We start from the raw sequence: 13,456 nt of genomic DNA, 5'->3' as shown, positions 1-13,456 counted from the left end.
GTTGTCGGGATCAAGTCCCACGAGCAGTTCCGTTCTACCCCGGTACTATCAATCTATAAATTGAATAAAAAATAGTCAACCAGATTTTCTCTGGCTGACCTTATAATACGAACGCAGCAGTTTAGTTTAATAAGGTATTGAAAAATGTAAAAATATAATAGCTAAGTTACCTAATAAGTTTATATTTTCGATGTGATAATTCTTATAGAAGTGAGAGGAGTGACAATATAAGCATGGAATATATAAAGTTTAGGGATATAGATCTTGAAGATGTTGTGTCCTTGTTCTATGAAACGGTTCATTCAGTGAATTCCAAAGATTATTCACAAGAACAATTAGATGTTTGGGCACCAAAAGATGAAAAAGACACTAAAATTGAAACTTGGAAAGATTCTTTAAATCAAAATATAACATATGTTGCTAAAATTAATGATAAGGTTGTTGGTTTTAGCGATTTAACACATAGTGGACATCTAGATAGACTTTATGTTCATAAAGACTATCAAGGGAAAGGTATAGCTTCAGCTCTAGTTAATATACTTGAAACTGAAGCGAAAAAATTAAAAATTTTAGAAATTGATACGGAAGCAAGTATTACAGCTAAGCCATTTTTTGAACGTCTAGGGTACAAAACAATTTGCTTACAAACCGTAGAACGAAAAGGCGTTAAATTGACTAATTATCAAATGGTTAAAAAGATAGAGTTATAAGTTTGTTCTTCAACTAACGGAGTGCTTTAGTTAAAACAAGTGGCTGCCTGTGAGGGTAGCTTTTTCTTATTGAACTAACGGGGCAGGTTAGTTGAATAAGGCATGGTGCTTTTTAAAATTGCTCATAATCCTAAAATAGCATACCGTTTAAATATGCATTTTAAAATACTTAAGCATACAAGGGCGTTAATCCATTAGAGGATTTACGTCCTTTTTGTTGAATACTTTAACTAAAGAAGCATTTGGTTATAGAAAGAAAATAAAGGTTAGAATGTTGAATTGAAAAAGGAAGATATAGACTTGTCGACGTCTGCATGAATGGGAATTGGTGAAGAATTAACAATTTTTTTAATTTGAAGGGATGGATAACAATGCGGAAGAAAATAGTTCTATTCTTTTTCGTGACATTCTTGGTCTCTTACTCCCTGTGCATTACTTTATCAGTTCAGGCTGCTGATGTTCTCGAAACGGAGGAGATTGATGAATTTGTTACGAATTATATTAAACAAAACGGGCTCCCAGGTGCAGCTATTGTAATCGTAAAAGATGGTAAATTGGTTTATGAGCAAGGGTATGGTCACGATTCTAACGGAAACCCACTGACAGCAAAGTCTAAAATGAGACTTGCTTCCGGTTCAAAGCCAATTACGGCATTTTCGGTTTTACAACTGGTTGATGAAGGAAAATTAAACCTGGACGACCCTGTATCTAATTATCTACCTGAAATAACTATGGATGATCCTAACTGGAAACAGATCACAATACGTCACCTGTTAAGTCATACATCTGGGATACCTGATCCAACCATAATAGCTCCAGCTAATACGTTAAAAGAAGGTGTGGAACGTATTCGTGACTGGAAGCTACAATCTCGACCTGGAGAGAAATATGCATACGCTAATGCCAACTATTGGATTTCAGCTTATTTGGCAGAAAAAATGAGTGGGATGGATTTTGCTGACTATTTACAGCAAAAGGTATTCTCACCATTAGGAATGAAATACACATTTACAACAGTAAACTCTGGAGATTTTGTACTGGAGCTGCCCAATGGGTATGTAACAGCATATGGAACTGCAATACCTTGGACAGAGCTGGAACAAATGAAGACGGGGGCTGGAGGAGTTGTAACAACAGCGTCTGATATGGGTAAATGGCTCTCTTTGCATACAAACGAAGGAAAGAATGAATTAGGTGAACAGGTATTATCAAAAGAATTGTTGGAAGAGTCCTATTCACCGCAATTTGGAACCGAAAAATATGGACTTGGTTGGTCGTTAAGTTCACCAAATATCAAACCTGCACGTATTTCACATAGCGGATCATTATCCACATATCAAACTCAACAAGACATTGTCCCTCGTAGTGGATATGCAGTTGCCGTTCTACTCAATAGCTTTACCCCTACGTTCGAACATGCATATGAGATAAGTTCAGAGATAATTGAATTGACGGAGGGCAAAGAAACCGAAGTAAAAGCCCCAGTGCCTAAAATAATTGATTTATCATTAGGTGTTTTAACATTACTCTATCTAATTTTAGGAATTAGAGGAGTAATACTAAGTAGAAGATGGTCGGAGAAACGTAAACAACATCGAGCTTGGAGATTTTATCTACGGTTATCCCCACAAGTGGTGCCAGTATTACTTATAGGATGGCTATTTTTTATTGTTCCGACACTACAAGATAATAGTTCTACAATAAAAGACGCATTCGGTATTTTCCCAGCTGCGATGATCTTACTATCGATTATATTCATTGTTGGGCTGGTTCTTACTATAATGAGAATTTATTATCGAAAAATATTAATTTAAGATCGAGGATTAAGAAATGGGTTATGTATATGTTGTGAGAAGAGAATATGCCGTCCTTTAATTGAACTTATTGCTAAAGCAGCAGGTTAGTTGAACAAGAAAAATGTCTTTTGGTAAAAGTAAGTCACTAAGTTACTGATATATGGGGGACAAAAAATGATATATGTTATTAGACACGGACAAACAGATTTAAACAAGGAAAGAAGAATGCAAGGAAGATTGGGATTACCTCTCAATTAACATGGAATTAAACAAGCGGAAAATTTGAGAGAGAAAATTAAAGATATAAAGTTTGAGTATGTTTTTTCCTCTCCACAAGAAAGAGCTATCCAAACAGCAGAAATAGCGACTGGATTAAAAGTGACAATAGATGCAAGGCTAGATGTTTTTGATTTAGGAGAAGCTGACAGATTAAAAACAAGCGAAGTGAAAATGGCTGGAGTATTACCTGATTCAAGAGTTTATAAGGGTGTTGAAGAGGTAAATAAATGGGGGCGAAAAAATGTTTAATAAAGACTCAGAGAAGAATAAAGGCTCAAAGAAGAGATTTGAAGAAATCCTTGCAGAAAATGGCGTAGCTAATGGAAACAGAATAATAGTAGATTAAGAAACAGGCATTCATTATTTATTTAGTTGGAGTGGATATGAAGGGGAATTACCCCTTTATTGGATAATGATGGAAAACCAATTAATGAATAACACACTTTATCTTGTTCAACTAACGGGTGCTTTAGTCTAAGATCATGGGTTTCTTAGGCTGCTCTATTTTTTTATTGAACTAACGCGGCAGGATAGGTGAAAAACAATTAATACGATGACCTAATCTTTTAGAAGGTGAAATAATGGAACAAGTAATAAAAGAAATTCTGTCTAGCGGAATACTCTTTAATTGAAGCGAATCTATTGTAAGGTAAACAATAATAAATTCAATTTGAGATTAAATTGGAGGGAATAGAAAATGGATGTAAAAACACTTTTGTTAAAGCAATGGGCAAGCTGCTTAGATGAAGAAGACTGGTTTCCACCACTTGAAAATGTGCTTGAGGACATCACTTTTGAACAGGCAATTTGGAAACCAGCTGATGGGGCAATGAATTCCATTTGGGAATTAGTTTGTCATTTACTTTTCTATGAAAAGAGATTTCTGATGCGATTTCTTGGTGAAACAGCTAATGAACCACAGGCAGAAAATAATGAATCTACATTTCTATTACCAACTGAGACGTTAGAAAATTGGAAGGAAACAAAACAAGAATACTTTAATGTTCATCGTGAACTTGGAAAAATACTAGCAAAGTCAGAACATGAAGATTTGTATAGACAGATTCCAGGAGAAGATAATTCATTAGTGCTTGAACTGAAGAGTTTAGCATTGCACGACGCATATCATATTGGGCAAATTGTATTCCTAAGTAAAATGCAAGGAGCTTGGCCAGTGAAACGCAGCTTTTAAAAAAGCTTCACTAGCTTTACAGTTATTCCATTATAGGGGCTTTAATGGAATAAGAATGGGAACATCCAAATCGGACGTTCCCATATTTTATAACTGAAAAACAACAATACTATTTAACAAAATCTAAGATAAAAAAAGTTTGTGAATATTTTCACTTAAACTAACGGTACAGGTTAATTCAATAGAATATTGGTTTTTTATGGTAAGATTATAGAATAAGACAAGATAAGTTATGGGGAATAAGTTGAAGGTCATCGTTTTTAGAATGAACAGTATGAAAATATTATAGGAGAGTCCTAAAATGAAAAAGAAAATGAACTATTTAATCTTACTTTTAACGATCATATTTATGGTTGGTTGTACCAACGTAGAAGATACATCCAATACAGATGTAGAAACAGATTCACAAGAAGTAACCACAGTTGATACAAATAAAAATAATGAAAAAGAAGAAACAGTCACTACGGTTGTTTATGAACCAGTAGTAGAGGAAACGCCGAGTGTTCCGGTTGCGGAGGAAACACCAACCCAACCAAATAATGAACTGTTTTCAGGATACAAACTTATTGAAGTTGATGGTGGCGATTTGTCTGGTTATCGTGAACCTAACATTGTCGTTGACATTGGTTATGGGAACCGAGAATATTGGGCATTTACTAATGAATACGGGCAACTAGTACGAGTCATTGCTGACGAAATCATTCTGCAAGATGATAATAATGAAGCTGTTTTATCGTCTGGCAGATACTATTCTGATGAGGCAAAGGTTCCGGGTGTTGAAAGTGATGTTTTAGATGAAGGACATATCATTGCTGATTCTCTCGGAGGGGTAGCAAATGCTTATAATATCACTCCACAAGATAGCACACTCAATCGACACGGCGATCAAGCTTATATGGAAGATTCAATCAGTAGAGCAGGTGGTGCTACTGACTTTGAAGCAATTATCACTTATTCGAATACAAAAACACAGATTCCTTCGAGTTATCAATATACTTATACGATAATGGGCAACAAGATTGTTGATACATTTGACAACGTGAACCCTGACGAAGTAAATGCATCACTCGGTTTAACAGACAGTGAACCAGTTGAATCAACTGAACCAGCTGAATCAACAGGATCAAACGCAAACGGTGATATTTCTAGTGTTGATACAAACGGTAATGGACAGGTGACGATTAAAGAAGCAAAAGCAGCAGGTTTTAGTATGCCAATAACGAGTGATCATTGGTTATACCCATATATGGACGATCGTGATAACGACGGTATGGTAGGTGAGTAAGCCCCTAAAACTTTGAGGCAAAATAAATGAACGAAGAAACATTTTCTTCGTTGGACGAATTTGCAAATGGGTGTCTATACAGGAACAACTGAAGTTAATGGTCGTATCATCTATAAAATTTGTACCGTGAAAACATAATTTTTTCCACTAAAGGGTGCTTTACTTCGAGAAGGAGTAGAGCCTTTTTTCTTATTAAACTAACGGGGCAGTTTAGTTGAAGAACAACGAGTTTGAAACTATCCCATTATTTTTACGTTATAAAGATAAAGGAGTGATAATTTGAAGAAAATTACTGTTATTATTTTTTCTTTACTACTATTAGTGGGTTGTAGCCAAAGTAATGTTCAACAAAATACCAAATTAGAGGAATCCATTCATTCAATTGTAGAAGACAAGAATATAAGTGAAATAAATATTAACTCTTTAACAAATTTCGATTGGGATAAAGCTTTTCTATTTGCACCTTATACAACGCAAGAAAGTATAGAGGAACAATTAGGTGTTGATTTTAAAGACCCAAGCAAGATTGATATTAGAGATGATATCTATTTATTGGTTTTCCTTAATGGCAAAAAGGTAGTTCATTATGCAGAAGTAAACCGTCAACAGTATGATTTTTCCATAGGGGAAAAGGAATATCTTACTCCTTCTAATGATTCAATAAATATTGACAGGTAATTAAAATAGAATTGTCTTATTCAACTAACGGGTGCTTTACTTCAAGAAGTAGTATAGCATTTTTTCTTATTGAACTAACGGTGCAGTTTAGTTGAACAAGGGATTATTAATTTTCTTTGTAAAAGGAGAAACAAATCTTAATATCGAACTTAAAATATACAAGACTAAAAATAGGAGAGATATTGTGAATTTAAAGTTTTTAGCGTCAAGTATTACTAAAGTTTATATCCAGAATCCAAAGGTTGATGCGGTGTTACTTGGAGGTTCTGTTTCTCGTAACTGGAATGACGAGTATTCTGATATAGAATTATTTGTATTTTGGAAAGAAGGTCCAACGGAAAAGGATAGGAAAGCCTCCATTAATTCAGTTAATGGAAGGATTATTGATTTTCATCATTATGAGGAAGAGGAATGGTCAGAAACATATGTGACTAACGGTGTTAAATTAGAAATTAGCAACTTTTTGACTTCAACGATTCAAAAAATAATTAATGATGTAATTGTAGAGTTTGATAAAGATTTAGATAAACAATGCCTTGTAGCAACAGTTTATGATGGTATTCCACTTTACGGAGAAGAAATATTAAGTAAACTTAAGAAAAAAGTTGAGGTTTATCCAGAAGAACTAAGTGTAGGAATGATAAGGGATAACATCTATCTTGGTAACCGATGGAATAACAGAGAGGCTTTACTTAAACGTGAAGATTGGTTGATGCTTTATAAGGTAATGGTATCTGTACAAACAAATCTGATGGGAATACTCTTTGGATTAAATCGATTATATGTACATCATCCAGCTTTTAAATGGCAAAGACATTCTTTAGAAACAATGAATATTGTCCCAAGAAACACATTTAATCGCTTCACCTCTATTTTGTTAAACCATCCCAAAGAAAGTGTAAGTGAATTAGAGGAAATTACACAAGAGGTTTTTGAACTAATAAGAACAGAGTACCCATCAATAGATTTGTCTGAGGTTATTGATAAATCACTTTTTTTAAGACCAAAAAATAATTGAATTTAATCGAAATGATTATGTTCAACAAACGAGTACTTTAGTTAAACAAGACTATCATTTAGATGGTCTATTTTTATATCCAAAACATCAAGTAGAACGTAGAATTCCATTGTGAAATGTTACACTTAAACTAACGCAGCAGGTTAGTTTAAGAAGCAGGGATTGTTGAAAAGAAGTAGAAGTACTTGTTATATGGGAAGTGATTCAAGAATTGGGCAGGTAAGTTAGAAATGTATGTGAATAAATGTTAGTAGGTCAAATTGTCAGTATACCTAAGATAAGATTTATTGGGTCATTTTGATACCATTTTTTTAGGGGTGAGTTACTATAATATTTTTTTGATTGGCAATTGCAATACTTTAGCGTAACTGAAGCCGAAGGTTTTATCTGGTTAACCTTATAATAGGAACGGGTGCTTTACTTTAACATAAATGAATTATTTAGGATGTTTCATTGTATACTTATTTACTTAGCAACTCTATTGAAAAAGGCAAAATTATCGAAAGATAATGACGCAAAATCACAGGTCTAAAGCATTTGCTACGATGGCTGGGTTACCGAAAGGAGTAAGGAAATAATTGAAAAGAAAAGGTTTTAATTACTCATTAATTTTTTTATGTACTGTTTCCCTTGTTTTTATTGATACGATTTTGTCTGAGGAAGCACGTAGACATTATCCATTTATATGGTCACTCTCTCTGATTCCAATTATTTTGATTAGCTATATGTATCCTAAATGGAAGGTAATTATTGTGTCAGGAGTTTTTTTTAGTATTTTGAAGTACTCAACAGAGTTTAGTCAGAAAACTGCCCCGGATAATTTTGAAATGCATGGACTTATTTTAGGTTCGCTCATTAATTGGTCTATTATTTTAACTGTTGGACATTTCATAATTAAATCTTATAAATTATTTTTAAAGGTAGAAGAACTGACCACAACAGATGCATTAACTGGTATTTATAATCGAAGATATTTTGATTTTTTTATGGAAAAAACTATTCCTATTAGTAAAATGGGGAACAACCCTTTGACTTTCCTAATGTTAGATATTGATCATTTCAAAAGAGTTAATGATAATTATGGTCATCAATGTGGGGATGAAGCTCTAATACATACATCAAACATTATAAAAAGTAATGTAAGAGAATCAGATGCTTTCATTCGTTTTGGAGGCGAAGAATTCGCAGTTATTATGCCAAACACCGATGTTGATGAGGGGCTAATAATAGCAGAACGTATTCGAGAGGCTATAGAGAAATCAGATTTCACTTATAACAATGAACGTATTCATTTAACAATCAGCATAGGAGTATCTTTTTACAATGGGGAGAAAGTTGAGGAATTTATTAAGAAAACAGATAATGCGTTATATAAAGCAAAAGAAAACGGTAGAAATCAGATAGCAATTTTAATTGATAAGAACTTGCTGTAAATTATTTTTTCATCCTCTATTTTAGTCATAAGGGGCGTTGATCCATGATGGATTAACGCCCCTTTTTGTTGAATTTATTAACTAAAGGGACAGGGTTGTTGAAGAAGCATTTACACTTTGGAAGAATAAGTACGAATTTAAGGTATCACAATTCTATAATCATTTTTTGCAACGCCATTAATATTTTTAGTAAATTTATCCTTATAATTATTAAATATGGTAAAATGTTAATAATTAAGTTGTTCTATATTTTGATTTTAATATTAAGGACTTTAGAATCTAAAATTAAGGAGTTTATTCCATGATGAAGCATATAGATAATGATATTTTTTACCGTTCCCTGTTTGAGCATAACCCAGATATAGCCCTTTATTTAGATAGAGAAAGTGTTATTGCTAAAGTAAATCAAAATCTGTCTAAAGTGATGGGTTATTCGGTTGAGGAAGTTTCTGTTACTCCACTTATTAACTATTTACCAAAGTCTGATCAGGATTATTATCAGACTTTGTTTTTAAAAGCCCTTAGTGGAGAACCAAAAAGTATGGAAACCTTCTTTAAACATAACAACGGTAAAAGTATACCGATTAATCTAGTACTGATTCCTGCGATTATTGAAGGTAAAGTCACTGGTGTTTTCGTTATTATAAAAGATAAATCTGAAACTCAAAAAATTGAAAATAGTTTACTGGAGTCGGAAGAAAAATTTAGAGGTATAGTGGAAGAAGCTTTGGTAGGTGTTTATATCTTAAAGGATAATCAGCTCTTATATGGTAACCCATACTATCATCAACTAATCGGAACTAAGTACCCTGACACCAATTTCAATATTTTTAATTATGTTCATCCTGAAGATAGAAAAGAAATTCTATCTAACTTTGATTCGTTAAAAGATGGTAAAGAAGGAATAACACATTATGCTCGTGCAATTCGTGAAGATGGGTCGGAGATAAGGGTTGAAGCTCATTCCAAATTAATTTATATAGACAATGACCCAATAATTATGGGTACAGTCATAGATATTACAGAGAGAGAAAAATCTTGGGAGCAAATAAATTATCTTGCATACTATGACCAATTGACTGGTTTACCAAATCGGAAGTCTTTTGAAGAAACTTTGGAAAAAGAATTAGTAATCGCTAAAACGTTAAATCAGAAGATGGCAATTATGTATCTTGACTTAGATAGATTTAAATATACAAATGATACACTTGGTCACCGTGTTGGGGATAAATTATTGAAGGCTATTTCTAAACGCCTTCAAATAGTACTTGGAGATGAACACCAACTGTTTAGGACAAGTGGTGACGAGTTTGCAATCATTTCCCCTGATTGTAAAACTATTAACATGATAATTGACGTAGCAAATCAAATTATTAATTCAATGGAAGAACAATTTGTCATTGGTCAATACAGACTCTTTACGACGTTAAGCATTGGAATTAGTCTTTACCCGACTGATGGGGAGGATTCAATCTCTCTCATGAAAAAGGCAGATGTAGCCTTACATAACGCAGAACGAGAAGGGAAAAATACTTTTAAAGTATATTCTTCTACAATGGATATTCGGACATTTAGGGCTTTCAAAAGATAATCGAAACGGAACGATTATATATGCGGGAGTTAGTAATGGATGATAAAAACGAATTATCAAAGGTCCTTTCCGATCCGGAATCCATGCAATATTACCCTCATCCTTTTAACGATGAAGAAGTTAAGAACTGGATTAAATGGAACTTGGAAAACTATAAGCTAGATAAACACGGACTGTGGGCAGTTATATTAAAAGAAGGGGATACATTTATTGGTGATTGCGGAATAACAATGCAGAACATCGATAACGAGAAGTTACCAGAAATCGGTTTTCACATTATTAAGGAATATTGGAATAAAGGATATGCAACAGAAGCTGCCTCGGCTTGTAAGGAATATGCATTTAATGTTTTAGGCTATTCCAAAATATTTTCTTATACGACCTTAAGAAATATTCCCTCACAAAAAGTTGCAGAAAAAATCGGAATGAAGACTTATAAGTTTTTTGAGAAGAATGGTGAACAACAAATTGTTCAAGTTACATATGACAATGAAGTATGATGAAAGGCAGTATCACAGTGACTGCTATTCCAGAAACGGGCACGATTGTTTAATAAGCGTCCTTGTTCTTATTCAACTAACGGGTGCTTTACTTCAAGAAGGAGTAAAGCTTTTTTCTTATTGAACTAAAGCGGCAGGTTAGTTTAATAAATATAAAATGAATGGAAGTAAGTAAGAAATGGTTAGAATCAGCGATCCTTAGACCTGTGCGTTACTGCCCCTTTCCAAGTAGCTTGACATGATTATACATTGTAGCATATAGTTAAGTTTATACTTAATTAAGGGGTTGGTTAATTGACTACAAAGGACACACTCAGCCTCGTCTTCGCTGCGCTCGCCGATCCGACGCGCCGAAACATCCTGACCAGGCTGTCACAGAGACCCGCGACAGTAGGAGAGGTCGCCGAGCCTTTCGAGATAAGCGCACCTGCGATCTCTCAGCACATCAAAGTTCTTGAGCAAGCGGGGCTAATCGAACGCACAGCAAACGCCCAGTGGCGGACCCTGACGATCCGCACTGAACCTCTCGATGAGGCATCGGCCTGGGTCGAGAAGCACCGTTACGAGTGGAACCAGCGCTTCGACGAACTGGAAGAACACCTCAAGACCATGACGACAAAGGAGGAACAATGAACATGCCTATATCTGTACCGGAGTTTACCATCACCCGCACCCTGAATGCCAACCGCGAGCTCGTATGGCGCGCATGGACCGAGGAGAAGGAGCTCGGCAACTGGTTACCTTCTACACCCCTGGAGTCCATCTCTTTCGACGTCCGCGAAGGCGGACGCTACCGCTACACGATGGTTAACATTGAGACTGGCGAGGAGTATCCTACTGGAGGAGTGTTCCTCGACGTCGTACCTTTCGAACGGCTCGTTTTCACCTGGGGATACCCCGATGCTCCCATCGAGAACTCCCCTGTCGTGACCCTAACCCTCACGGCACACGGCGATCGCACCGAGATGATCTTCAACCTGCGTGGAGTAGCCGGTCACCTCGGTGATCAGTACTTCTATGACGGTTGGTCCGAAACGCTCGATAATCTGACGACGCTCCTGCAAGACCAGAAGGCGTAGTAGGCGAGTAAGAACAAATAGATGTCTTATTAAACTAACGGGTGCTTTACTTCAAGAAGGGGTAAAGCATTTTTTTCTTATTGAACTAACGCGGCAGGTTAGTTGAATAAGAGATAAGTATTTGTTGGAAACTTTGAAAATGAAAAGGAAATTGTATAAACAACTGAAATTGCATAAAAGGTTGAACCCGAAAAGTTGATAAACCAACAGTCCGGGTTTTTTATTTTATTGTTTTATTGGCTCAATAAGAAAGCTTTTACTCTTAATAATGGGCACATATAAAAATGTTAAAATGTATCGAATGATAAAAATATTAAAAAGTTTGTAACGAAACGATAATTTTTTAGATATATAGGTTGAAAGGAGGTAGAACATTGGGGGAGCTTACAGAAGTCTATGAACAATATGCCGATCAAGTCTTTAAATATTTATTGGTACTTTGTCGTAATGTAGACATAGCAGAGGAACTAACACAAGAGACTTTTTATCAGGCTGTCCGTTCAATAAAGACTTATAATGGCGAATGCAAAATGTCAGTTTGGCTTTGTCAAATTGCTAAGTATACATATTATAAGTACGTTGATAAACAAGTCAAACAACCGCAATCATCAGATCTACTGAACCAATTACCTTCAGTAGAAAACAGTCTCATCGAAAGTGAAAATAAAATTGCACTTTATCGGATGATTCATTTGTTAGAGGAACCGTATAAAGAAATTGTGTTACTTCGTATACTGGGAGGCTTAACCTTTAAAGAAATTGGAGAAATACATTTGAAAAATGAAAATTGGGCAAGGGTAACCTTTTACCGAGCCAAATTAAAATTAAGAGAGCGAGGGAATATGTATGAAGAATGAATGTTATATTGTGCGTGATTTATTACCATCATATATAGATCAACTATGCAGTGAGGAAAGTTCAAGATTTATAGAGCAGCACATCGCTACTTGCGAACAATGTGCTGAGCTTCTGAATCAAATGCGTGTAGAATTTGATATTCAAGAGCAACCAGAAATTAATGCTCGCATAGATCAAATAAAACCTTTTCAAAAAATTGCACATTTTTTCAGTGCACAGAAAAATTTCACGAAATTTTTAAGTATTTCCTTTTGGGTTGCACTCATCGTAACGGTTGGATTTTTTATATACTCTTTGAACGTGTTGTCCGAACTTAACGATGAGCGAGAAGAGACCCAAGAAATTGAACAGCAAAAACGGGATATTATGAAAGATACATTCTCAGTATTATCGGCACAAGCTAATATAGATGAATTAGCCCTCCAAGCAGTTTTCCAAGAATATAGTGGGCAACTGGAACATTTGGCTGTATTTCATACTGAAAATATAGATGATGTCACATATTTACAAGAAGGTCCTAAAAATTTCTATCCAATTGATTATTCACAAGCAGAACTTGTTATTGGTGAAAATGGGAAGATTACTGAGTCCATCATTCCGAATGATTATGATTTAGGAACTGTTGCAATGGCCAACGATCAATGGATTGTACAATATGAATATCAGGAATCATATCTTCAAACAATTGAAAATGCACATCAAATTAAATATTATCCACCTTCTATTTGGACAGTCTTTCAGTTATCGATTGTATTTTTCATCATCACTGCGTTCATTTTAGGGGTCTGGCTAATTCAAAAACGTATTACAAAACCAGTGGAAAACATTTTGGACTAACTTAAACAAATTCAGTATTATTCAACTAACGGGTGCTTTACTTCAAGAAGGAGTAAAGCTTTTTTTCTTATTGAACTAAACCAGCTAATAGAATGTCAAGAAAAACATTTTAAATCGAAAACCGGTTCATGCTATACTAAAAATGTGCAACTCAAATAACCCTCCGAATTTCATTTGGAAGGTTTTTGTTGTATTTGAAA

13 protein-coding genes, 1 pseudogene and 1 riboswitch are annotated in these 13,456 nt (G+C 34.8%); all 14 genes and pseudogenes read left to right on the top strand.

Annotation, left to right across the window (positions count from 1 at the left end):
* Positions 1–233: 233 nt before the first annotated feature.
* On the top strand, positions 234–710 hold the full coding sequence (locus WAX74_RS20735; RefSeq protein WP_336499548.1) for a GNAT family N-acetyltransferase: 477 nt from the start codon (positions 234–236) through the stop codon (positions 708–710).
* Positions 711–1,081: 371 nt separating this feature from the next.
* On the top strand, positions 1,082–2,524 hold the full coding sequence (locus WAX74_RS20730; protein ID WP_336499547.1) for a serine hydrolase domain-containing protein: 1,443 nt from the start codon (positions 1,082–1,084) through the stop codon (positions 2,522–2,524).
* Positions 2,525–2,680: 156 nt separating this feature from the next.
* A pseudogene (locus WAX74_RS20725) lies at positions 2,681–3,016 on the top strand (histidine phosphatase family protein); the annotation flags it as partial.
* 466 nt (positions 3,017–3,482) lie between these two features.
* Positions 3,483–3,977: a DinB family protein gene (locus tag WAX74_RS20720; RefSeq protein ID WP_336499546.1), complete on the top strand. Its 495-nt coding sequence runs from the start codon at positions 3,483–3,485 to the stop codon at positions 3,975–3,977.
* Between the two features lie 301 nt (positions 3,978–4,278).
* On the top strand, positions 4,279–5,262 hold the full coding sequence (locus tag WAX74_RS20715) for a DNA/RNA non-specific endonuclease (protein WP_336499545.1): 984 nt from the start codon (positions 4,279–4,281) through the stop codon (positions 5,260–5,262).
* A gap of 279 nt (positions 5,263–5,541) precedes the next feature.
* Positions 5,542–5,940 (top strand): hypothetical protein, encoded by a 399-nt coding sequence (locus tag WAX74_RS20710; protein ID WP_336499544.1) that lies wholly within the window; start codon positions 5,542–5,544, stop codon positions 5,938–5,940.
* 184 nt (positions 5,941–6,124) lie between these two features.
* Entirely contained in the window at positions 6,125–6,958 is an 834-nt protein-coding gene (locus WAX74_RS20705) for a DUF4037 domain-containing protein (protein WP_336499543.1), read from the top strand.
* Between the two features lie 479 nt (positions 6,959–7,437).
* Positions 7,438–7,520, top strand: a riboswitch (cyclic di-GMP riboswitch).
* A gap of 16 nt (positions 7,521–7,536) precedes the next feature.
* Positions 7,537–8,391: a GGDEF domain-containing protein gene (locus WAX74_RS20700; protein ID WP_336499542.1), complete on the top strand. Its 855-nt coding sequence runs from the start codon at positions 7,537–7,539 to the stop codon at positions 8,389–8,391.
* A gap of 301 nt (positions 8,392–8,692) precedes the next feature.
* Positions 8,693–9,982: a sensor domain-containing protein gene (locus WAX74_RS20695; RefSeq protein ID WP_336499541.1), complete on the top strand. Its 1,290-nt coding sequence runs from the start codon at positions 8,693–8,695 to the stop codon at positions 9,980–9,982.
* Between the two features lie 20 nt (positions 9,983–10,002).
* Complete coding sequence (locus WAX74_RS20690) at positions 10,003–10,482, top strand: GNAT family N-acetyltransferase (RefSeq protein WP_336499540.1); 480 nt, start codon at positions 10,003–10,005, stop codon at positions 10,480–10,482.
* 294 nt (positions 10,483–10,776) lie between these two features.
* On the top strand, positions 10,777–11,115 hold the full coding sequence (locus WAX74_RS20685; protein ID WP_336499539.1) for an ArsR/SmtB family transcription factor: 339 nt from the start codon (positions 10,777–10,779) through the stop codon (positions 11,113–11,115).
* 2 nt (positions 11,116–11,117) lie between these two features.
* Positions 11,118–11,561: an SRPBCC family protein gene (locus WAX74_RS20680; RefSeq protein WP_336499538.1), complete on the top strand. Its 444-nt coding sequence runs from the start codon at positions 11,118–11,120 to the stop codon at positions 11,559–11,561.
* 374 nt (positions 11,562–11,935) lie between these two features.
* Positions 11,936–12,418 (top strand): RNA polymerase sigma factor, encoded by a 483-nt coding sequence (locus WAX74_RS20675; protein ID WP_336499537.1) that lies wholly within the window; start codon positions 11,936–11,938, stop codon positions 12,416–12,418.
* On the top strand, positions 12,408–13,256 hold the full coding sequence (locus WAX74_RS20670) for a zf-HC2 domain-containing protein (RefSeq protein ID WP_336499536.1): 849 nt from the start codon (positions 12,408–12,410) through the stop codon (positions 13,254–13,256). Before WAX74_RS20675 ends, WAX74_RS20670 begins: the two co-directional genes overlap by 11 nt.
* The last annotated feature ends 200 nt before the right edge of the window (positions 13,257–13,456 follow it).

The sequence above is a fragment of the Psychrobacillus mangrovi genome, assembly GCF_037104765.1.
Taxonomy (GTDB): Bacteria; Bacillota; Bacilli; order Bacillales_A; family Planococcaceae; genus Psychrobacillus; species Psychrobacillus mangrovi.
The sequence above is the reverse complement of the archived record's forward strand: the minus strand, read 5'-3'. Positions and strand labels throughout refer to the sequence as shown.